Here is a 25,084-nt window from a genome sequence, read left to right as displayed (position 1 = left end):
TTATGTCTAAGGCCCCTGTTGCTGCTGAGCGCTCATGATTGTAGTTGAATTCGGCATTCCTCTCCTGTAAGATGAATATAGTATGTACTTTTAGTACTAACTGATAAATGCGTAAAATCTTTTTCATTAGGAGTGCGATAGCATGTTAAACATTGATGAAATCAGACAGTTGATAAAATTAATTGATGAATCTTCGATAAATGAATTTACATACGAAAACGAAGGATCGAAGGTTGAACTGAAAAAACAAAGCGGAACCGTGCAAACCATTCAGCAAGTGGCTGCGGCGCCTGTTCAAACACCGGCTCCGGAAGCTCCAGCAAAGCAAGCGCCAGTTCAGGATGCGCCTGCAGCAGAAGAAGCGGCAAAAGACGGCGGGAACTTCCACAAAATCACCTCTCCGATGGTCGGAACGTTTTATGCGTCTTCTTCGCCTGAAGCCGATCCTTACGTAACAGTCGGTTCGAAGGTATCAGAATCCTCTGTCGTCTGCATTGTGGAAGCGATGAAGCTCTTCAATGAGATTGAAGCCGAAGTGAAAGGCGAGATCGTTGAAGTATTAGTTGAAAACGGCCAGCTGGTTGAATACGGACAACCTTTATTTTTAGTAAAAGCAGAGTAAGGAGCAATAAGATGATCAAAAAGCTATTAATTGCGAACAGGGGAGAAATTGCTGTCAGAATTATCAGAGCTTGTAAAGAACTGGGGATTGAAACGGTAGCCGTCTTTTCCGAGGCCGACAGAGAGGCGCTCCATGTTCAGATGGCTGATGAAGCATTTTGCATCGGACCTAAGCTTTCAAAAGACAGCTACTTGAATATAACGAACATCGTCAGCGTCGCTAAAATGACCGGTGCTGACGCGATTCACCCGGGCTACGGCTTCCTGGCGGAAAACGCCGATTTTGCCGAGCTTTGCGAAGAGGTAAACGTAACCTTCGTAGGTCCGACAGCAGACGCGATTTCTAAGATGGGAACAAAGGATGTTGCAAGGGAAACAATGCAGCAGGCTGGTGTTCCGATCGTACCGGGCTCCAAAGGAATTATTGAAGATATTGAAGATGCGGTTTCATTGGCACGCGATATAGGGTATCCTGTCATTATAAAGGCAACTGCCGGGGGCGGCGGAAAAGGAATCAGGGTCGCCCGTACGGAGGAAGAACTGATCAACGGCATTAAAATCACTCAGCAGGAAGCTGCCACCGCTTTCGGCAACCCGGGTGTGTACATTGAAAAATATATTGAAGACTTCAGACACGTGGAGATCCAAGTGCTTGCAGACACACACGGAAACACGATTCACTTGGGTGAACGCGACTGCTCAATCCAAAGAAGGCTCCAAAAACTGCTTGAAGAAACCCCTTCACCTGCTCTGGATGAAGGAATCAGGGAGCAGATGGGGCAGGCGGCTGTCAAAGCGGCTGAAGCCGTGAAATACACGGGCGCGGGAACGGTTGAATTTATCTACGATTACCGCGAGCAGAAGTTCTATTTTATGGAAATGAACACGCGCATTCAGGTTGAGCATCCGGTGACAGAGATGGTGACGGGGGTTGATTTGATTAAAGAGCAGATCAAAGTGGCGTCAGGCGAAAAATTAACCCTCACCCAAGATGAAGTCACCTTTAACGGCTGGGCAATCGAATGCCGGATTAATGCGGAAAACCCTGAGAAAAACTTCATGCCTTCTCCGGGAAAAATCGAGATGTATCTGCCTCCGGGCGGGCTCGGCGTCAGAGTGGACTCTGCGGCTTATCCAGGATACTCGATTCCCCCTTATTACGACAGCATGATTGCAAAAGTCATCACTTACGGGAAGACGAGGGAAGAAGCTGTTTCAAGAATGAAAAGAGCGTTGAGCGAATTCGTCATCGAAGGCGTTCATACGACGATACCGTTCCATCTGAAGCTGCTTGAGCACGAAACATTCGTAAGCGGAGAATTTAATACGAAGTTTTTAGAAATATATGATGTAATGGGGTCGTAATTTTAACGGAGGTGAACATATTGAAAGACGACAACAGCTTATTGGAAATGAGCCATGAAGACAATCATTTAGGAAAAGTGGAGATCGCTCCGGAAGTCATCGAAGTCATTGCCGGAATCGCAGCTTCCGAAGTTGAGGGCGTAGCTGAAATGCGCGGTAATTTCGCGACAGGTGTCGTTGAACGGTTTGGAAAAAAGAATCACGGAAAAGGCGTCAAAGTTGATTTGTCCGACGACGGAATTATCATTGATGTTTATTGCGTGATGATGTTTGGCGTTTCGATTCCTAAAGTTGCAAATGCCGTTCAGGATAATATCCGCCAGACGCTTCTCAATATGACAGCTCTTTCGATTAATGAAATCAATATTCACATCGTTGGCATTCAATTCGATTCAAAAACGCACGAGGTGGAAGTCGATCAAGAGATGTAGTGCGGTGAAGTGGAAGAACCAAGGGGAATGACGGCCCTTTGGTTTTTTCATGTTCCGTTTTAAAAAATAACGTTTAAAAGCATCTTTCCGCCGTTATCGATCAAAAATAAGAGAAACCGGAAAGTTTGTTAAGAAGTTCGAAAAACGAATGATAATAAATGATTGTTTCTTATTATTCGGTTATTGACGATAAAACCGCGATTTTTGCATGCGGAAAGACTAAAAATATGATATGATCTCTTTGTGGCTTAAACGGCAAGCAGCAAAGAGGGTTAAAGGAGAAAAAGAAAGAATGAAAAGAAGAACAGCAAGAGAAAAGGCTTTGCAGTCACTATTCCAGATTGATGTCAGTGATATTGAACCGAATGAAGCGATGCAGCATGCCTTGGACGGGCAGGAAAGCGACGCTTTTTTCGAGCAGCTTGTTTACGGGGTCTTAGAGAACAAAGAGAAAATCGATGAGATGATCAAACAGCATCTCGTCAATTGGAAGCTTGACAGGCTGGCGAATGTCGACCGCGCGATTTTGCGTTTGTCCGCCTATGAAATGATCTTTTTAGATGACATACCTGTCAACGTCTCTATGAATGAAGCGATTGAACTGGCAAAGCAATTTGGTGATGACAAGTCGGCGAAGTTTGTAAACGGTGTTCTTTCTAACATTAAATCCGATCTTGAATAATCTAGGAGGAGAGCAAATGACAGCAACCATCATCGACGGGAAAGAAACAGCAAAGGAAAAGCGCGGGCAGCTGGCCAAGGAAGTTGAAGAGCTGAAAAAACAAGGAGTTACCCCGGGACTGGCCGTTATTTTAATTGGTGATGATCCGGCGTCTCTTTCATATGTACGGGGAAAGAAAAAAGCAGCTGAAGCAATGGGGATTCGTTTTCAGCTGGATCATTTCGATGCAAGCTTCTCTGAACAGGAGCTGCTTGAAGTGATTGACCAGTACAACCAAAATGACGACTTTCACGGAATTCTTGTCCAGCTGCCTCTTCCGGATCATATTTCCGAACAAGCGGTGATCGAAAGAATATCCCCTGACAAAGATGTTGACGGTTTTCATCCATTAAACGTAGGGAAGATGCTGCTTGGCGAAGATACATTTCTGCCTTGCACACCTGCGGGCATCGTGGAGCTTTTAAAGAAAACCGAGATTGATCTGTCGGGAAAAGAGGTTGTTGTCGTCGGGCGAAGTAATATCGTCGGAAAGCCGGTAGGGCAGCTGCTCTTGAACGAAAACGCAACCGTTACGTACTGCCATTCAAGAACGGCCGACATTACGGCTCATACAAAAAAAGCCGACATTTTGATTGTCGCTGTCGGAAAGGCGAATTTCATTAAAGCGGATCAAATGAAAGAGGGAGCCGTTGTCATCGATGTCGGCGTCAACCGCCTTGACAACGGAAAGCTCGTCGGTGATGTTGATTTTGAAGAAGCGAAGGAAAAGGCTTCTTATATTACACCTGTACCGGGCGGTGTCGGTCCGATGACGATCACAATGCTGGCCCATAACACGGTTAAATCAGCGAAGCGTACAATTTAACTTTAATGTACAACCGTTCATCCGCCTGGTCTCGCGCCGGCGGATGAACGTTCTTGTGCCTTCTTAGAAAGGAGACTGTGCCATGAGTGAAATATCATTTGTCACGGTCACGGCTTTGACAAAATATATTAAGCGCAAATTTGACGTGGACCCCCATCTTGAAGATATTTGGATCAAGGGCGAGCTGTCAAATGTTAAAATACATAGCAGAGGCCATATTTATTTTACATTGAAAGATGATAATGCCCGCATTCAATCCGTCATGTTCGCCAGACAAAACAGAAATCTCGCCTTTACCCCTGAAAACGGGATGAAAGTATTGGTGAGAGGCGGCATTTCGGTATATGAACCGAGCGGCAACTATCAGCTTTATGCAAAAGAAATACAGCCGGACGGCATAGGTGCGCTTCATCTCGCGTATGAGGAACTTAAGAAAAAGCTATCGCAAGAAGGCTTGTTTGATGAAAAATACAAGAAACCCATCCCCGCGTTCCCATCCGTCGTCGGTGTTGTCACGTCTCCAACTGGAGCGGCTGTACGCGATGTGATCACCACCATTAAAAGAAGATACCCCCTTGTAAAAGTGATCGTCCTTCCTACGCTCGTTCAAGGAGTAAACGCGGGCGAGTCCATCGTAAGCAGCATCAAAGAGGCTAACCGCAGAGAGTTATGCGATGTATTAATCGTCGGACGCGGAGGAGGATCAATCGAAGAGCTGTGGGCATTTAACGAAGAGGCTGTCGCCAGGGCCATTTTTTCTTCTGACATTCCGATCATTTCCGCTGTCGGGCATGAAACGGATTTTACAATCAGCGATTTTGTCGCGGATTTGCGCGCGGCGACCCCGACAGGAGCGGCCGAACTGGCCGTACCTAATATGCTAGACTTGCTGGAGCGCCTGAAAACGCTCGAAGCGAGAATGACAAAATCGATGCAGCAGGAGTTGAAAAAGCGGCAGGAGCGGGTGAAAAACCTTCAGTCTTCCTATGCCTTCCGATACCCGAAACGGCTGTATGCCCAAAAGGAACAGGAATTCGATCTGATATTCGACCGCTTCCAAAAACAGCTGGCGATGACCGTCGACCGCAAAAAACAAAAACTGAACGAACAGACATACAAGCTGGAGATGCTTCACCCAGAGGAGCAGCTTAAACAAGCGAGAAAGAGGCATGAAGAGCAAACAGTCCGGCTGAAACGGAATATGAATGTGCAGCTTAAGCAGATTCACTCGCAGTTTCAAACGGTTCTTGGTAAACTGAATGCATTAAGCCCTCTCCAAGTGATGGAAAGAGGGTACAGTTTGACATATAAAGAAAACGAATTGATTAAAAGTATTGAACAGGTTCATGAAAAAGACGAGATCCGTGTCACATTAAACGATGGGACGCTGACCTGTGAGGTACTGCAAAAGAGAGGCGAAACAAATGGCTGAAGAAAACAAAACAAACCGGGAGGACCTGACATTTGAAGAGGCGATGAAAGGTCTGGAACAGATCGTATCAAAGCTTGAAGAGGGAGACGTGCCTTTGGAAAAGGCGATCGACTATTTCCAGGAAGGGATGGCTCTTTCGAAAATGTGCCACGAAAAACTGCAAAATGTCGAAAAGCAGATGGACTACATTTTGCGGGAAAATGGGGAATTAGCTCCTTTCAGTGTTCGGGAGGAGGAAAAAGGTGACCGGTAAACTTGACGGATTTTTAAATTCGAGAAAAACAGTAATCGAAGAGCGCCTTCCGATGTATATTAAAGACCTGCAAGCGCCGTCCATCCTCAAGGAATCCATGCTGTATTCATTGGAAGCCGGGGGGAAACGGCTGAGACCGATTTTGGTTCTTGCGCTTCTTCATGCGTACGGAAAAGACGAAGAAGCCGGAATTCCGGTCGGATGCGCGGTTGAAATGATCCATACGTATTCATTAATCCATGATGACCTCCCTTGTATGGATGACGATGACCTCAGAAGAGGAAAGCCGACAAACCATAAAATTTACGGGGAGGCGACGGCCATTCTCGCCGGAGATGCCTTATTAACCGAAAGCTTCAAAATGATCACTGCCAATATGCCTTCTCATGTATCCGCTGAAAAACGCATCAGGCTGGTGAATGAGCTGATTTCGGCAGCGGGGGCTGAAGGCATGGTCGGCGGCCAGATTTTAGATATGGAAGCGGAATCAAAGTCTGTATCTCTTGATGAACTGCAGCGGATTCACGAAGGGAAAACGGCTAAACTCCTCAGCTTCAGCGTCATCGCGGGGGCGATTCTTGCGGATGCATCTGAAAAAGAGATCGAAAAGCTCCGCGAATTCAGCCATCATATCGGCATCGGCTTCCAGATCAGAGATGACATTCTGGACCTTGAAGGCTCGGAGGATAAAATCGGCAAACGGATCGGATCTGACGCGACAAACGGAAAATCGACCTATCCGTCGCTCCTTTCGCTTGAGGGCGCCAACCAAAAGCTTGATGAACATATTGAAAAAGCAAAACAGCTGATTTCAGAGCTTCCGCTTGAAAAAGAGCTTCTTTACGAGTTCTGCGATATGATTGCCGCTAGGGATCATTGATACAGGGCTTCCATTTGAGCATCTAAGGCTTATTATGATAAAATGTAGAGAGTTGAACTCTAAAACGCCGCGCCGTTATCACGTTGTGTTAGCGGCTGTTTTTTCAAACGAAGCGTCCGCATATGCAAGTTTGCGCATGGGGATGAATTCATCATATAATAATTCAAGCTGAAAACCTAAAACGAAGCAAGGCGCATACTTGCAGAAATCATGCTGAAAGTGAGTTGATCCGATTGGATCTGTTATCGATAAAGGACCCTGCATTTTTGAAGAACCTTTCAAATGAAGAACTGGAAAGCTTGAGCGCTGAAATTCGCCGTTTTTTAATTGAAACGCTTTCCGAATCCGGAGGGCACATTGGTCCGAATCTCGGCGTTGTCGAGCTTACCATTGCATTGCATAAAGAATTTAACAGCCCGAAAGATAAGTTTTTGTGGGATGTGGGGCATCAATCGTATGTCCATAAACTGTTGACTGGCCGCGGAAAGGACTTCGCCACGCTGCGTCAGCATAAAGGACTGTGCGGTTTTCCAAAACGGAATGAAAGCGAACATGATGTCTGGGAAACGGGCCACAGCTCGACTTCTCTCTCCGGTGCGATGGGGATGGCGGCTGCGAGAGACTTAAAAGGGACAAACGAATATATCATCCCGATCATCGGAGACGGTGCGCTGACCGGTGGCATGGCACTTGAAGCGCTTAACCATATCGGCCATGAACAAAAAGACATGATTGTCATTTTGAATGACAACGAAATGAGCATCGCTCCAAACGTCGGAGCGATCCATTCCATGCTCGGACGGCTGCGCACAGCCGGAAAATACCAATGGGTCAAAGATGAGCTCGAGTATTTGTTCAAGCGGATTCCTGCTGTGGGCGGGAAGCTTGCCGCTACAGCCGAGCGGATCAAAGACAGCCTTAAATATCTGCTGGTATCCGGGATGTTCTTTGAAGAGCTTGGATTCACGTATTTAGGGCCTGTAGACGGTCATTCCTATGATGAACTGTTTGAGAACTTGCAGTATGCGAAGAAAACGAAAGGCCCGGTACTCCTTCACGTTATTACGAAAAAAGGAAAAGGCTATAAGCCTGCAGAAACCGATAAAACTGGCACATGGCACGGAACCGGCCCATATAAAATCGATACCGGTGACTTTGTCAAACCGAAAGCTGCTGCACCATCATGGAGCTCGCTCGTAAGCGAAACGGTCAGGAAGCTTGCCCGCGACGATGAACGGATTGTGGCGATTACTCCGGCCATGCCTGTCGGTTCAAAACTTGAAGGATTTGCAAGCGAGTTTCCGGAGCGCATGTTTGATGTCGGCATTGCGGAACAGCATGCGGCAACGATGGCGGCGGGTCTCGCGACTCAGAATATGAAGCCGTTTCTGGCGATCTATTCGACATTTCTTCAGCGCGCTTATGACCAGGTTGTCCATGATATCTGCCGGCAAAACTTAAATGTATTTATCGGCATTGACAGAGCAGGTCTCGTCGGCGCTGACGGGGAAACACACCAGGGCGTGTTTGACATTGCCTTTTTACGGCATATTCCAAATTTGGTTCTCATGATGCCGAAAGACGAAAACGAAGGCCAGCACATGGTCAACACGGCTGTCAAATACGACGACGGCCCGATTGCCATGCGCTTTCCGCGCGGAAACGGACTCGGCGTCAAAATGGATAAAGAATTGAAAACGATCCCGATCGGAACGTGGGAAGTGTTGAGGCCTGGAACAGACGCGGTCATTTTAACGTTTGGCACGACCATTCCGATGGCGCTTGCTGCCGCGGAGGAGCTGCAAAAAGAAGGCCGTTCGGTCAGAGTGGTTAACGCCCGTTTTATCAAGCCGCTTGACGAAAACATGCTGAAGGAAATCCTGAACGAGGGGCTTCCGATTTTAACGATCGAAGAGGCTGTGCTTCAAGGCGGATTCGGCAGCTCGATCCTTGAGTATGCCCATGAACATCAGTCATACAGTCCGATCATTGACAGAATGGGGATACCTGATCAATTTATTGAACACGGCAGCGTCGCCAAGCTTCTGGAAGAGATCGGAATGACAAAAGAAGACGTCATCAGACGAATAAGACTCTTGACGCCCGTAAAGACTCATAAAGGAATTGGATCATGACAGGAAAAAAAGAACGGCTCGATGTTTTATTAGTAGAAAGAGGGTTAATGGAAACGCGGGAAAAAGCGAAAAGGGCCATCATGGCCGGCATCGTCTATACGAATGAAAACAGACTGGACAAGCCGGGCGAAAAGGTCGACCGCACGATTCCGCTGACCGTTAAAGGAAACCCGTTAAAATACGTCTCAAGAGGCGGATTAAAACTTGAAAAAGCATTAAAAGAGTTTCAGCTCTCCGTTCAAGGCAAGCTGATGATTGACATCGGCTCGTCCACCGGCGGCTTTACAGACTGCGCGCTGCAAAACGGCGCTCTCCGCTCATATGCCGTTGATGTCGGTTATAATCAGCTCGCCTGGAAGCTGAGGCAGGATGAGCGGGTTGTTGTGATGGAACGCACCAATTTCCGGTATTGCACACCTGCCGATTTTACGGAAGGGCTGCCGGAGTTCGCAACGATCGATGTTTCTTTTATCTCGCTGAGAATCATCCTGCCCGTGCTTAAAAACATTTTAGTGCCGGGAAGCGACTGTATCGCGCTCGTCAAACCGCAGTTTGAAGCAGGGCGGGAATCTGTAGGGAAAAAAGGGATCGTCCGCGATCCTCTCGTCCATAAAGCTGTGCTTGATGACATCAGCCGGTTTGCGGCTCGAGAAGGATACGACTGCCGAAACGCTTCGTTTTCTCCGATTACCGGCGGCGACGGCAACATCGAATTTCTTCTCCATTTGCATTGGGGCGGAGAGGCGCAACCCGGAACGCCGCTAGCAGAAGAGATGATCAATCAAATTGTCGAAGAGGCTCACAAGACATTAAAAGCGAAAAAACCGGATCAGCGTGATTAAAAACCCTTGCAGGCCAGACGGGAATGCGAGGGTTTGGCCGGCACGCAAAAAGGAATAATAGTGAGCTATTATTCCTTTTTTACTGCAAACATGTACTTTTGCGACAAAATCATTTAACATAAATGTATAAACATACACAATTTGTGTATAAAACGAGGTGTGAAATGAACAAAGGTCAAAGGCATATTAAAATCAGGGAGATTATCACCGCCAATGAAATTGAAACGCAGGATGAGCTTGTCGATATTTTAAAGAAAGACGGCTATAATGTGACACAGGCCACCGTCTCGCGGGATATTAAAGAGCTTCATTTGGTTAAGGTGCCGACAAACAACGGTTCCTACAAATACAGCCTGCCTGCTGATCAGCGCTTTAATCCTCTTTCCAAATTAAAAAGATCATTGATGGACGCATTTGTCAAAATCGACTCCGCCAGCCATCTGATCGTTTTAAAAACAATGCCGGGCAACGCGCAGGCCATCGGGGCGCTGATGGACAATTTGGATTGGGAAGAAATCATGGGAACGATCTGCGGAGATGATACTATTTTGATCATCTGCCGGACGCATGATGATACCAAAGTCGTACAGAAGAAAATATTGGAGCTTTTATAAACGAAGGCCTGAAAAGAGGTGTCATGAAAGCTTGTTAGCTGAATTATCGATCAAAAACTTTGCCATTATCGAAGAATTAACCGTTTCCTTTGAAAAAGGGCTGACGGTTCTAACCGGTGAAACAGGGGCCGGAAAATCGATCATCATCGACGCCGTTTCTTTGCTTGTCGGAGGCCGCGGATCGTCCGAATATGTCAGGTATGGCGAAAAAAGGGCCGAATTGGAAGGGCTTTTCCTCCTTGACGGCGGCCATCCGGTTTTTGATTTGTGCACAGAACTGGGGATTGAGGCCTCAGATGATATGATCGTCATGAGGAGAGATATTAACGCAAACGGCAAGAGCATCTGCCGCGTCAATGGAAAACTTGTCACCATTGCCGCTTTGCGGGAAGTCGGCAGACTGCTGCTTGACATTCACGGACAGCACGACAATCAGCTGCTGATGGAGGACGAGCACCATCTTCAGCTTCTGGACAGGTTTGCGGGAGAAGAAATCGAGAATGCTTTAAAAGCGTATCAGGAAGTTTACAGCCGCTACATGGATGTCATGAAAAAGGTGAAAGAGCTTTCTGAAAGCGAGCAGGAAATGGCTCACAGGCTCGATTTAATACAGTTCCAGCTTGATGAAATCGAATCTGCAAACCTTGAGCCGAAAGAGGATGAACTTCTTCAGGAAGAGCGCCGTCAAATTGCAAATTTCGAAAAAATATATGAAGCGCTGCAAAATGCCTATAATGCGCTTCGCAACGAGCAGGCCGGGCTTGACTGGGTCGGCATGGCTTCAAGCGAGCTTGAAAACGTCTCAGGCATCAATGAAGGGCTCAATAAAGTATCTGAATCCGTAGCCAATGCGTACTACATTCTCGAAGATTCAACCTTTCAGATCAGAAATATGCTGGATGAGCTCGAATACGACCCCGAGCGCCTCGATTATATCGAATCGCGTTTAAACGAAATCAAACAGCTGAAACGCAAATATGGTGCTACTGTCGAAGATATCCAAGCCTATTCGGCTAAGATAGAGGAAGAAATCGACCGGATCGAAAACCGGGACAGCCATTTGCAGGCTTTAAAATCCCGCCTCGAATCAATCGGCAAGGATGTGGCGATTGAAGCCGCCAATGTGTCCGAAATCAGAAAAAAATGGGCGAAAAAACTGGCCAAACAGATTCAGCAGGAACTGAAAGATCTGTATATGGAAAAATCGACATTCGATACGGAATTTCATGTGAAAAAAGCGGAACGGGATGATGATGCACCCGTCGTCAACGGAATGCCGGTTCAGCTCACAAAGCACGGCATTGACAACGTCCGTTTCCTGATCTCTACAAACACGGGAGAACCGCTCAAATCTTTGTCAAAAGTTGCTTCGGGAGGAGAGCTGTCAAGAATCATGCTGGCGATGAAAAGCATTTTCTCCGCTCAGCAGGATGTCACATCGATCATTTTCGATGAAGTGGACACAGGTGTAAGCGGAAGAGTCGCGCAGGCGATCGCTGAAAAAATACACCGCGTCTCGATCGGCTCCCAAGTTTTATGCATTACCCACTTGCCGCAGGTGGCCGCGATGGCTGACACCCACCTTTTGATCACGAAACAGTCGAAAGACGGGAGAACGACGACAAGCGTCACACCTTTGTCAAAACAGGAAAAAATCACGGAAATCGGCCGGATGATCGCCGGCGTTGAAGTAACGGATTTGACGAAGCGCCATGCGAAAGAACTTTTGAATCAAGCTAAGCTCGTCAAAACCAGCGGATAAGCTGTTCATCTTGAACAGCTTATTTTTTTGTCGGCATTTTCTTATACAAACTCATTCTTATCATTTTATCCAATGTTTTTCTTCCGTTCACAGTTATAAATCGCTGTCCGGAAGGCAAAAGTAATGAATGTAGCGAAAGAAATTTATATGGTGTGGGTTAGGTGCGAGGAGAGTGAAAAGGTGGATGTTGAAAAAATCAGAAAAGCTGTGGGTATGATTCTCCTTGTTTCTTTAATAAGTGTAGGATTTTACAAACCGGTGAAAGAATACATTGTAATACCAAAAAACTTGAACATTTTTGAGACGGGTACCCGTGCGGTTGAAACGAGCTTATCCGTCAGTACTCCGAAAGATGTTTCATCGGAAGCATTCACATTGAAAGAAAATCAAAACGAAGTGGAAATAAAAGGTGAAAAGAATGGAAAGGCAGAACTCGTTTATGATTTTGCCGGATTTCCAGTTAAAAAAACGAAAGTAAATGTCCTGCCTGATTTGAAAGTGGTTCCCGGCGGGCAGTCTATTGGTGTAAAGCTTCATTCCGTTGGTGTCTTGGTCGTGGGTTTTCATCAAATCAATACCTCTGAAGGTAAAAAATCGCCCGGTGAAGCAGCCGGAATCGCGGTAGGCGACATTATCACCGAAATCAACGGCACGAAAATCGAAAAAATGAATGACATTACCCCTTTTATTCAAAAGGCCGGGAAAACAGGAGAAACCTTACATCTGTCGATTAAAAGAGATAAACAGGAAATCAAAACGAAGCTTGTTCCGAAAAAAGACCAGGCTGAAGACAAATACAGAATCGGTTTATATATCAGGGATTCTGCCGCGGGAATCGGCACAATGACTTTTTTCGAGCCGAAATCGAAAAAATACGGAGCGCTTGGTCACGTGATTTCAGACATGGATACGAAAAAACCGATCGTTGTTGAAAAAGGGCAAATCGTAAAATCGACCGTCACCTCGATTGAAAAAGGAACAGGCGGAAATCCCGGAGAGAAACTGGCCCGTTTCGCATCAGAACGAAAAGTGATCGGCGATATCAACAGAAACAGTCCATTCGGGATCTTCGGAACGCTTCACGAGTCAATCAAAAACCGCATCGCTGACAAAGCCATTCCGATTGCATTTTCAGATGAAGTAAAAGAAGGCCCTGCCCAAATTTTAACGGTTATTGAGAACGACAAAGTCGAGAAATTCGATATTCAAGTCGTCAGTACGACACCTCAGAAGTTTCCGGCCACAAAAGGCATGGTGCTGAAAATCACCGACCCGAGGCTGTTGAGTAAAACAGGAGGCATCGTTCAAGGGATGAGCGGAAGCCCGATCATCCAAAACGGAAAGATCATTGGCGCCGTAACCCACGTTTTCGTCAATGATCCGACGAGCGGATACGGCGTGCATATTGAATGGATGCTGTCTGAAGCGGGAATCGATATTTATAAAAAAGAAAAAGCAAGCTGACTGCCGGATTCCTCCGGCAGTTTTTGATTTCGCCTTTTTTTCTTGAGCGTTGTGCGTTAAAATGAAAGAAGAAAAGATTTTTCGACAAATTCACGTTCCCCGGTTTGTCAAGTCGCATTTTAAGTCGAAAAATCTAGAAAATCAGAAAAAAACGGAGAAAAAGCTAGACATACCACTATTATTGGAAAAATCCTTTTTAAAAAAAGGGAATAAAGTGGTGCTGTCGAATTAAACATATTAGAAAAAGAATGATGAAATTTATCAACATACACATTGGGGAGGAAGAAACGTGGAGAAAATTAAAGTATGTGTTGCTGATGATAACAGGGAGCTTGTTGGCCTATTAAGCGAATATATCGAGGGACAAAGCGACATGGAAGTGCTTGGTGTCGCATACAACGGACAGGAATGTCTTTCTTTGTTTAAAGACAAGGAGCCCGACGTGCTTGTGCTTGATATTATCATGCCTCATCTCGACGGATTGGCCGTTCTTGAAAGGCTGAGGGAATCGCAGCTTAAAAAACAGCCGAATGTCATCATGCTGACGGCGTTCGGCCAGGAAGACGTGACGAAAAAAGCTGTAGATTTGGGCGCGTCGTATTTTATTTTGAAACCTTTTGACATGGAGAACTTAGTCGGTCATATCCGCCAGGTCAGCGGAAACGGATCTCAATTGACACACCGTGCCCCGTCTTCTCAAAGCAGTGTGCTTCGGCCGCAGGCGGAATCGCCAAAGAAAAACCTGGACGCCAGCATCACGACCATCATCCACGAAATCGGCGTACCCGCTCATATAAAAGGCTATTTATACTTGAGAGAAGCCATCTCCATGGTGTATAACGACATCGAACTGCTCGGGAGCATTACAAAAGTGCTTTATCCGGATATCGCCAAAAAATTCAACACGACTGCAAGCCGCGTCGAACGGGCGATTCGCCACGCCATCGAAGTCGCATGGAGCAGAGGCAACATCGACTCGATTTCGTCACTTTTCGGCTACACAGTCAGCATGTCAAAAGCAAAGCCGACCAATTCAGAATTCATCGCGATGGTCGCAGACAAGCTGAGACTGGAGCATAAGGCTTCTTAACTTGCTTGTGACAAGGGTTTAATGGTGGTTATACGGCTTATACCGAATGGTGTTATTGAAGACCTCGTCTTATGCAGACGAGGTTATTTTTTTGCGAAAATGTTCTGGTTGCGCTGCAAAAACAGTGAATATTATGTAAAATCACCCCTCGCTTTGAGAGTGCCAATATATTGTAAAATAGACACTTTTTATACAAGATTAACTATTATATGATGAAATATAGGAAACGGAAGATTTAAGAGGCCTTCGAAGCCAATCTCGAGTTAAAAGTATGAAAAAAGCGGGTGGTATGATGATCTTTTCGAAAACAGATCTTCGCTATTATCTCGAACAAGACAAGAAAGCGTTAGGAATCTCAAGTCGAAAAAGGCCTAAATGGTTTGGCGATGATATTTGGAAGTATCAGATAGCCTTACGCAAACTTGAATATTACACCAATGTCAATTCCAAGGTGTTCAAGCATGTTTACCGGTATCTGCATAAAAAGAGAGGATTGAAGCTCGGGTTTGACATCCCGGTGAATGTTTTCGGTCCGGGGTTGAGAATCAACCATTACGGATTGCTCATCGTAAACAGCAATGCAAAAATAGGTGCAAACTGTGACATTCATCAAGGAGTTAACATCGGACAAAATCATGCTCACCACGATGTTCCCACAATCGGAGACAATGTCTGGATCGGGCCGGGAGCAAAGCTCTTTGGCAGCATTCACATTGCCGATGGCATTTCGATTGGCGCAAACGCCGTAGTCAACAAATCTTTCACTGAGGAAAACATTACAATAGCCGGTGTGCCTGCCAAAAAGATTAAAGAGGCGCCGTCAACAAGGGACCGGAAGCAGGCTGTGCAGCAGCAAATATAAGCATGAGAACTGCGGAAGGAGCAGGCTACTAATCATCCGCTATGAAGGACTAAATGCTTGTCATGAAGAAGGCGGGCTTTAAAAAATGTTTTAAATAAAAGAGTATTTGTTCTTGCCTTCCTGCAAGTTCTGACAAAAACTACATAGCACGGCACCAGTTGTGGTGCATCCGTCTATTTTTAAAAGTTTGTCTCACGCCCGGTGAATTGCTGTCATAGACTGACTCTATAAAGCGAAAGCCGCATGAAACGTCTTTTTTCTTATGAAAAAAGACGTTTTTTTATACAAAAAAATAAAAATGATGAAAAAGATCTGATTTCTTCCAGATTCTAACCACTTTTCGCCTTGGGTAGATCGTTTTTCACAGACGTTTTTGAGCGGATGGCTGCTAACAATTCGGAAATCCTTGGGGAATTGGACGGGGAAATCGGGCGAAAACCTGCTGCAGCGGCCTGCTTTACAGCCCCGGGTATTAAAGATAAGGTACGGGGTGTAAAAAATTCAGCGGGTGAGGTGGTCGACATGAAGAAAGGAGTCATCTTTGTTTTGTTCGCTATGCTGCTATTGGCAGGCTGCGGCACAACTCAACATAATGAGCAAAACGGCGATGAGAGCCGACAAGGAACAGGCGAGGAAACGCTCGTGAAAGAAGGCACCTTTGTCGGTTTGGCGGACCAGCATACCGTCGCCGTCAATATTGACGGCAAAGAAACGACGTTTCAGGTCCCTCCCGAAAAACGGGACAAATATAAAGGGATCAAGGATGGTACAAAGGTGGAAGTGAAGTACACGAAAGCAGAGGACGGAACATTACAGCTTGAAGATATGAAAAAGAAAAAATAATCGTTTGCAAAAAGGGATTGTAGGAGGAACAAATCGTGAAACTGTTAATGAGGAGTTTTGTTTTGCTGCTGTTTTCGTTTATTGCGGTTTTTCCAGCTGTTTTTGCGGCTGAGCCGCTTTCCGGGAAGACGGTATATGTTGACGCAGGTCACGGGGGCGAAGACAGCGGTGCGGTCGGAAACGGGCTGCTTGAGAAAGATGTCAACCTTGAAGTGGCAAAGCTGGTTGATGAAAAGCTGAAGGAAGACGGAGCCGACACGGTCGCCTCAAGAACGGATGATACGTTTTTGACACTGGAAGACCGGGTGGCCAAAGCGAGCAGGAATGCTTCAGACTTGTTGATCAGCATTCATGCAAACTCGGCCGTCCCTGAAGCGTCAGGTACAGAAACATATTTCGATTCTACGTATCAAGCCGCTGACAGCGAACGGCTGGCGTCTAACATTCAAGAACGGCTTCCGGATGCGCTGGGCACTCGGGACAGAGGTGTAAAAGAATCAGGGTTTTATGTCATCAAACATTCTCAAATGCCAAGTGTTTTAGTCGAACTGGGCTTTATTACAAATCAAACGGATGCAGATAAACTCGAAAGTCCGGAATATCAGGAAAAAGCTGCAGGCGCGATTGCTGACGCTGTCGTATCTTATTATGAATAACAGAAGGGCCCCGGTATATGACCGGGGTTCTTGTGTTATGTTTATGTTAAAAAAGGCCTTATATGTGGAAAGAAAACAGTAAGACCTTCATAATGAGATATAAACTTGCAATTCTTGTAGAGGTGAACTAGAAATGACGAAAATATTTGCACACAGAGGGGCTTCCGGAACTTTTCCCGAAAATACAATGGCGGCGTTTAAGCACGCGGCGGCCATCGGTGCAGACGGCATCGAATTGGATGTACAAATGGCAAAAGACGGACGTCTTGTTGTGATACATGATGAAAAGCTTGACAGGACGACTTCGCTGAAAGGATATGTGAAAGATCTTACATATGAGGAGATAAAGCGTGGAGACGCAAGCCACCGCTTTGCCGATAAGACCGGTTCTGTTCCGGTGCCGACCCTTGAAGAAGTGTTTGAGTGGGCGGCAGATGCTGAATTTCTTCTCAATGTGGAATTGAAAAACAGCATTATCCGCTATGAAGGAATGGAAGAAAAGGTGATGTCGATGATTGATGCGTACGGCCTTCAAGACCGGATCATTCTTTCATCATTCAATCATGAAAGCCTTGCGTTATGCAGCAAACTGAACCCAAGTATCGAATTGGCCGCGCTTTACATGGATGTCATTTACAAGCCAGAGGAGTACATTGAAATGATTCCGGCTTCAGGGTTTCATCCGTATCGCCGTTCAATGTCGGATGACACGATCAAAAACGCCCATTTAAAACAAAAAGCAGTCAGGCCGTTCACCATCAATCGTGAAGAGGAGATGAAAAAGCTGATTGCTGCGGGAATTGACGGTTTTTTCACCGATTTTCCCGAAAAAGCGTTAAAATTAAAGGCCGAGATGTGACATGAAAAAAGCCGCAGACAATATCTGCGGTTTTCAGCGTGTCGACAAACCCTCGCATTCGTTGTTAGGCCTGCGCGTCGGTGCTCACGAATTTCAACATTCGCTCCGCTCCGATGCTCGGCCTTCCTAGACTGCAAGGGTTTTCAATCACGCTGAAAGGATGACAAAATCCCAAAACTAAGAGCCGTTTTGGGATTTTGTCAACAATCTGAAAGCCGCAGACAATATCTGCGGCTTTTTGCTTTCCGTTCACAGAGATCACACCTCGCGGCCGCTCTGCTTTTTTCTGAAACGGGGGCTTACTTGGTTGCGTTTTCTGTCTCTGTATAGAATAAATCCGCCTAATAAATAAAGGCCGCCTCCGAAGCATATGAACCCCGCCAGCCCCTGAAGCCAAAGGATCTGAAACGGGCTGATCAAAACGCCGAAAACAGTGTCGCGCATCAATTTAATTCCGAGAGCAGCCAAGCCTCCCGGGATCAGCAAAACGAGCAGTGCGATCATTCTCCCCATACACGAATCCCCTTACCAATGATTTTCCTTTATTGTCTAATTGAAAAAAAAGTTTGTCAAGAAAGGAAAACATGATAACATAGATGTTGTGCAAATTGTTGCAAGTGAACGTGATAGTGTGCAAAATTTTTCATACAAAGGGGTAAAGGGATGATGCAAAAAGTACTGATCGTTGGTGCTGGCAAAGGGGGGACTGCTCTCTTGGATTTGCTGCTGAAAACAAAGACGATGCATATCGAGGCGGTCATCGATAAAAATCCGGAAGCGCCCGGGCTTTTCATCGCGCAAAAAAACGATATCGAAACGGCACTCGACTGGACGCCATACATCACAGAACAGATCGATATCATCATTGAAACGACCGGAGACGCCGGCGTGTTAAAGCAGCTGATGCGAAAAAAGCACGACAGAACGATCGTGGTGCCGGGATCGCTCGCTTATATCATCTCTCAGCTGATGAATGAAAAGCAGCAGCTCATCCAAATCTTAAAAGAGCAGACGTATAAACACGACCGTATTTTCAACTCTATGAATGACGGCATGATCTTTATCGACATTAACGAAGAGATCATTTTGTTTAACAAAATGGCTGAAGTTATGACCGGGACAAAGCGCAGCGAAGCGATCGGCCAGCATATTCAAAATGTGATCCCGACGACGAAGCTGCCGCGCATTCTTAATACGAGAGAGCCTGAGTATCATCAAAAACAATTTCTCCATCCGAACAGGCAGATCGTCACGACCCGAATTCCGATTATTGATGACGGAGGAACGCTGCTCGGGGCGCTCAGCATTTTTAAGGACATTACCGATGCGGTCGAGCTGGCTGAAGAGGTGACCAACCTGAAGGAAGTCAGAACGATGCTTGAAGCGATCATTCAATCTTCCGATGAAGCGATATCTGTCGTTGATGAAAACGGAAACGGGATGATGATCAACAGGGCGTATACGAAGATGACGGGTCTGACAAAAGACCAGGTGATCGGGAAGCCGGCTAATACCGACATCTCCGAAGGTGAAAGCATGCATTTGAAAGTGCTTGAAACGAGGCGCCCGGTCAGAGGTGTCAGAATGAAAGTCGGCCCCAATAAAAAAGAAGTGATCGTTAATGTCGCGCCGATTATCGTCGACGGCATTTTAAAAGGGAGCGTCGGCGTCATTCACGATGTATCTGAAATTCAATCGCTCACAAACGAGCTGAACAGAGCACGCCAGATTATCCGCACACTTGAGGCGAAATATACATTTGCCGACATCATCGGGTCAAGCGAGCAAATGCTCGTCGCGCTGGAACAGGCGAAATTGGGGGCGAAGACGCCTGCAACGATTTTGCTGAGAGGCGAATCAGGAACGGGGAAAGAGCTTTTTGCCCATGCCATACATAACGAAAGTGACCGAAAGTATAATAAGTTTGTCCGCGTCAATTGTGCGGCCATTTCGGAATCACTGCTCGAATCAGAGCTGTTCGGCTATGAAGAAGGCGCTTTTTCAGGTGCGCGCCGCGGCGGGAAAAAAGGATTCTTTGAAGAGGCGAACAACGGAAGCATTTTCTTGGATGAAATCGGCGAGCTCTCGCAAAACACACAAGCGAAGCTCCTCCGCGTTCTTCAGGAAAAAGAAATCGTCAGAGTCGGCGGGACCAAACCGATCCCTGTGAACGTCCGGGTCATCGCAGCGACAAACGTCAATATTGAAAAGGCGCTTGCTGAAGGCCGGTTTCGCGAAGACTTGTATTACCGGATCAATCGCTATCCGATATCGATTCCCCCGCTCAGGCAGCGGAAAGAGGATATCGAAGCCTTGAGCAGGCACTTAATTGGGAAGATCAACCAAGAATATGGACGCAATGTAAAGGGGCTTACGAACAACGCGCTCAAATCGTTAAAAGCGCGGAAGTGGCCGGGGAATGTCAGAGAGCTTGAAAATGTCCTCGAGCGGGCGATGATCTTTTTAAAACCGCAAATGGAATGGATTGATCTCGAACATCTGCCTGAAGCAGACCTTCCGAAAAAAAAGGTGGAAGCCGGAGCGGCTTTCCCTGAAGTTGAAGTTGAAAAGCTGTCTGATGCGGTCGAGCGGTTTGAAGCCCATGTCATTAAAGAAACGCTTGAAAAGCATCAATACAACAGAACGAAAACGGCAAAAGCGCTTGGAATCAGTATTCGCAATCTCTATTACAAAATGGATAAATACAATCTTGCAAAAGATAGCATGCAATAAATTGCAAAATGAGTGCAAAATCATGCAAACTGTAAACAGGTTCACAGTACCGAACCGCTTTTTTCATACTGGCACGAAACTTGCATGATATAGTGGGCGGATGTTTGCTTAGAAAGGTGGGTACTATGAAGCTGAAACAATTATTGCAAAAAGCGGCGGAGCTTGACAATAAAACGGTCGCCGTCGCACATGCAGAAGATGACGAAGTGCTGCAAGCGGTCAAACTTGCGGTCGACAAGCAATTTGCCCGGTTCTTGCTGATTGGGCACAGAGAAAAGATTAGACATATGATGACAGAACAGAACATTTCAAAACGGCACGTTGATATCATTCACTCGGAATCGCCGGCGGATTCGGCAAGAATTGCCGTTCAAGCTGTCAAAAGCGGAAATGCGGATGTTCTCATGAAGGGGAATGTCCCGACAGCTGTGCTATTAAAAGCCGTTTTGAACAAAGAGTACGGGCTCCGTTCCTCGAATGTGCTTTCACATGTAGCAGCATTTGAAGTCAGCGGGTTTGAGAGGCTGATTTATGTAACAGATGCGGCAATGAATATCAGCCCCAAGCTCGATGGGCTGAAGCAGATTTTAGAAAACGCAGTCGGCGTGGCGAGAGCGGTCGGCGTGCAAATGCCGAAAGTCGCTTGTCTCGCTGCGGTGGAAACGGTGAATCCCGCAATGGAAGCAACATTGAATGCAGCTGCCTTGACGCAGATGAATCATCGGGGCCAAATCAAAAACTGCATCGTTGACGGGCCTCTTGCGTTGGATAACGCGATATCACCGCTTGCCGCCCGGCATAAAAACATTTCCGGGATCGTAGCAGGCGAGGCCGATATCCTGCTTGTTCCTTCAATTGAAACAGGCAATGTCCTTTACAAATCATTGATTCATTTTGCGGGTGCGAAAGTGGGGGCCATTTTAGCAGGGGCAAAAGCGCCCATCGCCTTGACAAGCAGGGCCGATTCCGCAGAAAACAAGTTGTATTCGATTGCTTTGGCGCTGTGTACGTCTGAAGCACGACATGAGGAGGAATAAAAAATGGAACTATTTCGATATATGGAACAGTATGACTACGAGCAATTGGTATTTTGCCAAGATAAACAGTCCGGTTTAAAAGCGATCATCGCGATTCATGATACGACGCTCGGGCCAGCTCTCGGCGGCACGAGAATGTGGACATACGAAAGTGAAGAAGCCGCAATTGAAGATGCGCTGCGCCTTGCGCGGGGAATGACCTATAAAAATGCGGCGGCCGGACTGAACCTCGGAGGAGGCAAAACCGTTATTATCGGCGATCCGCGCAAAGATAAAAATGAAGAAATGTTCCGCGCTTTCGGCCGTTACATTCAAGGGTTGAACGGCAGATACATCACCGCGGAAGACGTCGGTACAACCGTTGAAGATATGGACATCATTCATGACGAAACTGATTTCGTTACAGGCATTTCACCTGCTTTCGGTTCATCGGGAAATCCTTCTCCGGTAACGGCTTATGGGGTATATAAAGGGATGAAGGCGGCGGCAAAAGCGGCCTTCGGGACAGATTCGCTTGAAGGAAAAACCGTTGCCGTCCAAGGCGTCGGAAACGTGGCCTACAACCTGTGCCGCCATCTCCACGAAGAAGGCGCGAAACTGATCGTGACCGACATCAATAAAGAAGCGGTCGAACGTGCAGTCGCCGAATTCGGCGCCCGTGCCGTCGATCCGGATGATATTTATTCACAAGAATGCGATATATATGCGCCATGTGCTCTCGGAGCGACAATCAATGATGATACGATTCCGCAGCTGAAAGCCAAAGTGATTGCCGGGGCAGCCAACAACCAGCTGAAAGAAACCCGCCACGGGGATCAAATCCACGACATGGGCATCGTTTATGCACCGGACTATGTCATCAATGCCGGCGGCGTCATCAATGTTGCTGACGAGCTTTACGGCTATAATTCGGAGCGCGCGCTGAAAAAAGTCGAAGGCATCTACGGAAACATTGAACGCGTTCTTGAAATTTCGAAACGCGACCGCATTCCGACATACTTGGCTGCAGACCGCCTGGCGGAAGAACGAATTGAGCGCATGCGCCAATCGAGAAGTCAATTTTTGCAAAACGGCCATCACATCTTAAGCAGACGTTAATATCATAACCCCTATTCACTATTGGAGGTTTTAAATCAATGCAGGTACAGGAAAAACGTATTCTCGTCATCAATCCGGGATCAACATCTACAAAGATCGGCGTTTTTCATGATGACCGTTCGATTTTCGAAAAATCAATCCGTCATGACGAGGCAGAGTTACAGCAATACGAGACCATTATTGATCAATATTCGTTCAGAAAACAGGCGATACTCGAAACCCTGCATGAACAGGGAATCAATATTTCTAAATTTGATGCCGTTTGTGCCCGGGGAGGGCTGCTCCGACCGATTGAAGGCGGGACTTACGAAGTCAATGATGCGATGATCGTCGATTTGAAAAACGGCTATGCGGGGCAGCATGCATCAAACCTCGGGGGCATCATCGCCAGGGAGATTGCCGACGGATTAAATATTCCCGCTTTTATCGTCGACCCCGTTGTTGTGGATGAAATGGCCCCTATCGCAAAAGTTTCCGGCACGCCGGCTATTGAAAGGCGCAGCATTTTTCACGCGCTCAACCAAAAAGCTGTCGCAAGGAAAGCGGCCTGGCAGTTCGGGAAGCGTTATGAAGATATGAAAATGATCATCACCCACATGGGAGGCGGCATCACGATCGGCGTCCATTGCCACGGACGGGTGATCGATGTCAACAACGGCCTTCACGGGGAAGGTCCGCTCAGTCCCGAGCGGGCCGGAACCATTCCTGCGGGCGATCTGATCGATATGTGCTTTTCCGGCGAATATACGAAAGACGAGCTGATGAAAATGCTTGTCGGCGGCGGCGGGCTTGCTGGCTATCTCGGCACGACGGACGCGGTAAAAGTTGAGAAAATGATCAAGGAAGGCGATCAAAAGGCTGCGCTCATCTATGAAGCGATGGCTTACCAAATCGCCAAAGAAATCGGGGCGGCCAGCGCCGTCTTAAAAGGCGAAGTTGATGTCATTATTTTGACAGGCGGACTGGCATACGGAAAATCGTTTGTTTCCTCGATCAGACAATACATAGACTGGATTTCGGATGTCTTCGTCTTTCCGGGAGAAAATGAGCTTCAAGCATTGGCTGAAGGTGCGTTTCGCGTATTGAACGGCGAAGAAGAGGCAAAACAGTATCCGAACCAGAGGAGGGAAAGTCATGGCAACTGAATACGATCTCGTGATTCTCGGAGGGGGCACAGGCGGCTATGTGGCCGCCATCAGAGCTTCGCAGCTGGGGCTGAAAACAGCCGTCGTTGAAAAGCGGAAACTCGGCGGCACGTGCCTTCATAAAGGCTGCATCCCGTCGAAGGCGCTCCTTAGAAGCGCGGAAGTTTACAGGACAGCAAAAAAGGCGGACGAATTCGGAGTGGTCATTCCTGAAGTCGGACTGCGGTTTTCTCAAGTTCAAAGCAGAAAACAAAAAATAATTGATCAGCTGCACAACGGAGTCAAACACTTGATGAAAAAAGGAAAGATCGATGTTTATGAAGGAATCGGCCGGATCCTCGGGCCGTCGATTTTTTCCCCGAACCCGGGGACGGTTTCCGTCGAGATGGCGAACGGGGATGAAAATGAGATGCTCATACCGAAAAACGTCATCATCGCCACAGGTTCAAGGCCCAGGTCGCTGCCAGGGCTTGAGCTTGACGGGGAAAGCGTTCTGTCATCCGACGAAGCGCTTGAACTTGAGCAGCTTCCGGCTTCCATGCTGATTGTCGGAGGAGGCGTCATCGGAATCGAGTGGGCTTCCATGCTGTGCGATTTCGGTGTTGATGTGACCGTTATTGAGTATGCAGACCGGATTTTGCCGACTGAGGATGCTGATATTTCTAAAGAAATGCAGACGCAGCTCGCGAAAAAAGGCATCACAATCATCACGGGAGCAAAAGTGCTGCCCGACACATTGGCGAAAGGCGATGCGGTCAGCATTCAAGCGGAAAAAGACGGGGAAAAACAGACCTATTCCGCTGAGAAAATGCTCGTATCGGTCGGAAGGCAGGCAAATGTTGAAGGTATCGGTCTGGAAAACACGGATATTCAGGTGGAAAACGGCTTTATCGTGACAAACAGCATGTACCAGACAAAAGAATCCCACATCTATGCGATAGGAGATGTGATCGGCGGCCTTCAGCTTGCACATGCAGCTTCCCACGAAGGGATTACGGCCGTTGAGCATATTGCTGATGAAAACCCGCACACCATCGATTATTCGCTTGTCTCAAAATGCATTTATTCAAGCCCTGAAGCCGCATCGGTCGGCTTGACAGAGGATGAGGCAAAGGCGCAGGGCAAGAGCGTCAAAGTAGGCAAATTTCCGTTTCAGGCGATTGGGAAAGCGCTCGTGTACGGTGAGACGGACGGCTTTGTCAAAATCGTCGCCGATCGCGAAACAGATGATATTTTGGGCGTTCACATGATCGGCCCGCATGTGACAGACATGATATCTGAAGCCGGTCTGGCAAAGGTGCTTGACGCCACTCCGTGGGAAGTCGGACAAACGATCCACCCGCATCCGACGCTGTCTGAGGCGATCGGAGAAGCCGCCCTTGCCGTAGATGGAAAAGCGATTCATTTTTAGAAAG

24 protein-coding genes are annotated in these 25,084 nt (G+C 47.0%); 23 read left to right on the top strand and 1 reads right to left on the bottom strand.

Annotated elements, in window-relative coordinates:
- Nucleotides 1–142 precede the first annotated feature (142 nt).
- The 18 genes from accB to MKX80_RS12935 all read left to right on the top strand — a co-directional run bounded on the left by accB (nucleotide 143) and on the right by MKX80_RS12935 (nucleotide 17,656).
- Nucleotides 143–622, top strand: coding sequence for an acetyl-CoA carboxylase biotin carboxyl carrier protein (gene accB, locus MKX80_RS13020; RefSeq protein WP_043927844.1), 480 nt, complete (start codon nucleotides 143–145; stop codon nucleotides 620–622).
- 11 nt (nucleotides 623–633) lie between these two features.
- Nucleotides 634–1,986, top strand: a complete 1,353-nt coding sequence (accC, locus tag MKX80_RS13015; protein ID WP_154997686.1) for an acetyl-CoA carboxylase biotin carboxylase subunit — start codon at nucleotides 634–636, stop codon at nucleotides 1,984–1,986.
- 47 nt (nucleotides 1,987–2,033) lie between these two features.
- On the top strand, nucleotides 2,034–2,417 hold the full coding sequence (locus tag MKX80_RS13010) for an Asp23/Gls24 family envelope stress response protein (RefSeq protein ID WP_031304734.1): 384 nt from the start codon (nucleotides 2,034–2,036) through the stop codon (nucleotides 2,415–2,417).
- A 292-nt stretch (nucleotides 2,418–2,709) separates the two neighbouring features.
- Nucleotides 2,710–3,099 (top strand): transcription antitermination factor NusB, encoded by a 390-nt coding sequence (nusB, locus tag MKX80_RS13005; protein WP_154997688.1) that lies wholly within the window; start codon nucleotides 2,710–2,712, stop codon nucleotides 3,097–3,099.
- Between the two features lie 16 nt (nucleotides 3,100–3,115).
- The gene (gene folD / locus MKX80_RS13000; RefSeq protein WP_076793466.1) at nucleotides 3,116–3,964 is read left to right on the top strand and encodes a bifunctional methylenetetrahydrofolate dehydrogenase/methenyltetrahydrofolate cyclohydrolase FolD; all 849 of its coding nucleotides are present in this window, start codon (nucleotides 3,116–3,118) and stop codon (nucleotides 3,962–3,964) included.
- 82 nt (nucleotides 3,965–4,046) lie between these two features.
- Nucleotides 4,047–5,396, top strand: a complete 1,350-nt coding sequence (xseA, locus tag MKX80_RS12995) for an exodeoxyribonuclease VII large subunit (protein ID WP_154997690.1) — start codon at nucleotides 4,047–4,049, stop codon at nucleotides 5,394–5,396.
- Entirely contained in the window at nucleotides 5,389–5,649 is a 261-nt protein-coding gene (locus tag MKX80_RS12990; RefSeq protein WP_020452133.1) for an exodeoxyribonuclease VII small subunit, read from the top strand. Before xseA ends, MKX80_RS12990 begins: the two co-directional genes overlap by 8 nt.
- Nucleotides 5,639–6,529 carry a polyprenyl synthetase family protein gene (locus tag MKX80_RS12985; protein ID WP_154997692.1) on the top strand — a complete coding sequence of 297 codons (891 nt, stop codon included), beginning with the start codon at nucleotides 5,639–5,641 and terminating at the stop codon, nucleotides 6,527–6,529. The genes MKX80_RS12990 and MKX80_RS12985 overlap by 11 nt, the downstream gene beginning before the upstream one ends.
- A gap of 233 nt (nucleotides 6,530–6,762) precedes the next feature.
- Nucleotides 6,763–8,664, top strand: a complete 1,902-nt coding sequence (dxs, locus tag MKX80_RS12980; protein WP_182070398.1) for a 1-deoxy-D-xylulose-5-phosphate synthase — start codon at nucleotides 6,763–6,765, stop codon at nucleotides 8,662–8,664.
- Entirely contained in the window at nucleotides 8,661–9,506 is an 846-nt protein-coding gene (locus MKX80_RS12975) for a TlyA family RNA methyltransferase (RefSeq protein ID WP_154994148.1), read from the top strand. The genes dxs and MKX80_RS12975 overlap by 4 nt, the downstream gene beginning before the upstream one ends.
- Nucleotides 9,507–9,670: 164 nt before the next feature.
- Nucleotides 9,671–10,120 carry a transcriptional regulator ArgR gene (gene argR, locus MKX80_RS12970; RefSeq protein ID WP_003183369.1) on the top strand — a complete coding sequence of 150 codons (450 nt, stop codon included), beginning with the start codon at nucleotides 9,671–9,673 and terminating at the stop codon, nucleotides 10,118–10,120.
- A 31-nt stretch (nucleotides 10,121–10,151) separates the two neighbouring features.
- On the top strand, nucleotides 10,152–11,882 hold the full coding sequence (gene recN, locus MKX80_RS12965; protein WP_182070399.1) for a DNA repair protein RecN: 1,731 nt from the start codon (nucleotides 10,152–10,154) through the stop codon (nucleotides 11,880–11,882).
- 147 nt (nucleotides 11,883–12,029) lie between these two features.
- Complete coding sequence (gene spoIVB, locus MKX80_RS12960) at nucleotides 12,030–13,346, top strand: SpoIVB peptidase (RefSeq protein ID WP_154994153.1); 1,317 nt, start codon at nucleotides 12,030–12,032, stop codon at nucleotides 13,344–13,346.
- Nucleotides 13,347–13,635: 289 nt separating this feature from the next.
- Nucleotides 13,636–14,436: a sporulation transcription factor Spo0A gene (gene spo0A, locus MKX80_RS12955; RefSeq protein WP_154994145.1), complete on the top strand. Its 801-nt coding sequence runs from the start codon at nucleotides 13,636–13,638 to the stop codon at nucleotides 14,434–14,436.
- A gap of 292 nt (nucleotides 14,437–14,728) precedes the next feature.
- The gene (locus MKX80_RS12950) at nucleotides 14,729–15,298 is read left to right on the top strand and encodes a serine acetyltransferase (RefSeq protein WP_182071007.1); all 570 of its coding nucleotides are present in this window, start codon (nucleotides 14,729–14,731) and stop codon (nucleotides 15,296–15,298) included.
- Nucleotides 15,299–15,820: 522 nt separating this feature from the next.
- On the top strand, nucleotides 15,821–16,141 hold the full coding sequence (locus tag MKX80_RS12945; protein ID WP_154994143.1) for a membrane lipoprotein lipid attachment site-containing protein: 321 nt from the start codon (nucleotides 15,821–15,823) through the stop codon (nucleotides 16,139–16,141).
- Between the two features lie 47 nt (nucleotides 16,142–16,188).
- The gene (locus tag MKX80_RS12940) at nucleotides 16,189–16,797 is read left to right on the top strand and encodes an N-acetylmuramoyl-L-alanine amidase (RefSeq protein ID WP_234113235.1); all 609 of its coding nucleotides are present in this window, start codon (nucleotides 16,189–16,191) and stop codon (nucleotides 16,795–16,797) included.
- A gap of 133 nt (nucleotides 16,798–16,930) precedes the next feature.
- Nucleotides 16,931–17,656 carry a glycerophosphodiester phosphodiesterase gene (locus MKX80_RS12935; protein ID WP_182070401.1) on the top strand — a complete coding sequence of 242 codons (726 nt, stop codon included), beginning with the start codon at nucleotides 16,931–16,933 and terminating at the stop codon, nucleotides 17,654–17,656.
- 258 nt (nucleotides 17,657–17,914) lie between these two features.
- Here MKX80_RS12935 and MKX80_RS12930 read toward each other — a convergent pair whose 3' ends face one another.
- The gene (locus tag MKX80_RS12930; protein WP_154994135.1) at nucleotides 17,915–18,169 is read right to left on the bottom strand and encodes a DUF2627 domain-containing protein; all 255 of its coding nucleotides are present in this window, start codon (nucleotides 18,167–18,169) and stop codon (nucleotides 17,915–17,917) included.
- Between the two features lie 153 nt (nucleotides 18,170–18,322).
- On the opposite strand from MKX80_RS12930, the gene MKX80_RS12925 reads away from it, so the two are divergent.
- The 5 genes from MKX80_RS12925 (at nucleotide 18,323) to lpdA (ending at nucleotide 25,080) form a co-directional block, all read left to right on the top strand.
- Nucleotides 18,323–20,389 (top strand): sigma-54-dependent Fis family transcriptional regulator, encoded by a 2,067-nt coding sequence (locus tag MKX80_RS12925; protein ID WP_182071009.1) that lies wholly within the window; start codon nucleotides 18,323–18,325, stop codon nucleotides 20,387–20,389.
- Nucleotides 20,390–20,514: 125 nt separating this feature from the next.
- On the top strand, nucleotides 20,515–21,426 hold the full coding sequence (gene yqiS, locus MKX80_RS12920; RefSeq protein WP_154994632.1) for a phosphate butyryltransferase: 912 nt from the start codon (nucleotides 20,515–20,517) through the stop codon (nucleotides 21,424–21,426).
- A 3-nt stretch (nucleotides 21,427–21,429) separates the two neighbouring features.
- Nucleotides 21,430–22,524, top strand: a complete 1,095-nt coding sequence (gene bcd, locus MKX80_RS12915; protein ID WP_003183340.1) for a branched-chain amino acid dehydrogenase — start codon at nucleotides 21,430–21,432, stop codon at nucleotides 22,522–22,524.
- 38 nt (nucleotides 22,525–22,562) lie between these two features.
- Nucleotides 22,563–23,669 carry a butyrate kinase gene (buk, locus tag MKX80_RS12910; RefSeq protein ID WP_154994634.1) on the top strand — a complete coding sequence of 369 codons (1,107 nt, stop codon included), beginning with the start codon at nucleotides 22,563–22,565 and terminating at the stop codon, nucleotides 23,667–23,669.
- Nucleotides 23,659–25,080, top strand: a complete 1,422-nt coding sequence (gene lpdA / locus MKX80_RS12905) for a dihydrolipoyl dehydrogenase (RefSeq protein WP_154994636.1) — start codon at nucleotides 23,659–23,661, stop codon at nucleotides 25,078–25,080. Before buk ends, lpdA begins: the two co-directional genes overlap by 11 nt.
- The last annotated feature ends 4 nt before the right edge of the window (nucleotides 25,081–25,084 follow it).

The organism is Bacillus sp. FSL K6-0972, assembly GCF_037976035.1.
Classification (GTDB): domain Bacteria; phylum Bacillota; class Bacilli; order Bacillales; family Bacillaceae; genus Bacillus; species Bacillus haynesii.
The sequence above is the reverse complement of the archived record's forward strand: the minus strand, read 5'-3'. Positions and strand labels throughout refer to the sequence as shown.

What these genes read in the sequence shown, in the direction of transcription:
- accB (WP_043927844.1), top strand. Translation starts at nt 143, where the DNA reads ATGTTAAACATTGATGAAATCAGACAGTTGATAAAATTAATTGATGAA.
- accC (WP_154997686.1), top strand. Translation starts at nt 634, where the DNA reads ATGATCAAAAAGCTATTAATTGCGAACAGGGGAGAAATTGCTGTCAGA.
- MKX80_RS13010 (WP_031304734.1), top strand. Translation starts at nt 2,034, where the DNA reads ATGAGCCATGAAGACAATCATTTAGGAAAAGTGGAGATCGCTCCGGAA.
- nusB (WP_154997688.1), top strand. Translation starts at nt 2,710, where the DNA reads ATGAAAAGAAGAACAGCAAGAGAAAAGGCTTTGCAGTCACTATTCCAG.
- folD (WP_076793466.1), top strand. Translation starts at nt 3,116, where the DNA reads ATGACAGCAACCATCATCGACGGGAAAGAAACAGCAAAGGAAAAGCGC.
- xseA (WP_154997690.1), top strand. Translation starts at nt 4,047, where the DNA reads ATGAGTGAAATATCATTTGTCACGGTCACGGCTTTGACAAAATATATT.
- MKX80_RS12990 (WP_020452133.1), top strand. Translation starts at nt 5,389, where the DNA reads ATGGCTGAAGAAAACAAAACAAACCGGGAGGACCTGACATTTGAAGAG.
- MKX80_RS12975 (WP_154994148.1), top strand. Translation starts at nt 8,661, where the DNA reads ATGACAGGAAAAAAAGAACGGCTCGATGTTTTATTAGTAGAAAGAGGG.
- argR (WP_003183369.1), top strand. Translation starts at nt 9,671, where the DNA reads ATGAACAAAGGTCAAAGGCATATTAAAATCAGGGAGATTATCACCGCC.
- spoIVB (WP_154994153.1), top strand. Translation starts at nt 12,030, where the DNA reads ATGGTGTGGGTTAGGTGCGAGGAGAGTGAAAAGGTGGATGTTGAAAAA.
- MKX80_RS12950 (WP_182071007.1), top strand. Translation starts at nt 14,729, where the DNA reads ATGATCTTTTCGAAAACAGATCTTCGCTATTATCTCGAACAAGACAAG.
- MKX80_RS12945 (WP_154994143.1), top strand. Translation starts at nt 15,821, where the DNA reads ATGAAGAAAGGAGTCATCTTTGTTTTGTTCGCTATGCTGCTATTGGCA.
- MKX80_RS12940 (WP_234113235.1), top strand. Translation starts at nt 16,189, where the DNA reads ATGAGGAGTTTTGTTTTGCTGCTGTTTTCGTTTATTGCGGTTTTTCCA.
- MKX80_RS12935 (WP_182070401.1), top strand. Translation starts at nt 16,931, where the DNA reads ATGACGAAAATATTTGCACACAGAGGGGCTTCCGGAACTTTTCCCGAA.
- MKX80_RS12930 (WP_154994135.1), bottom strand. Translation starts at nt 18,169, where the DNA reads ATGGGGAGAATGATCGCACTGCTCGTTTTGCTGATCCCGGGAGGCTTG.
- MKX80_RS12925 (WP_182071009.1), top strand. Translation starts at nt 18,323, where the DNA reads ATGCAAAAAGTACTGATCGTTGGTGCTGGCAAAGGGGGGACTGCTCTC.
- yqiS (WP_154994632.1), top strand. Translation starts at nt 20,515, where the DNA reads ATGAAGCTGAAACAATTATTGCAAAAAGCGGCGGAGCTTGACAATAAA.
- bcd (WP_003183340.1), top strand. Translation starts at nt 21,430, where the DNA reads ATGGAACTATTTCGATATATGGAACAGTATGACTACGAGCAATTGGTA.
- buk (WP_154994634.1), top strand. Translation starts at nt 22,563, where the DNA reads ATGCAGGTACAGGAAAAACGTATTCTCGTCATCAATCCGGGATCAACA.
- lpdA (WP_154994636.1), top strand. Translation starts at nt 23,659, where the DNA reads ATGGCAACTGAATACGATCTCGTGATTCTCGGAGGGGGCACAGGCGGC.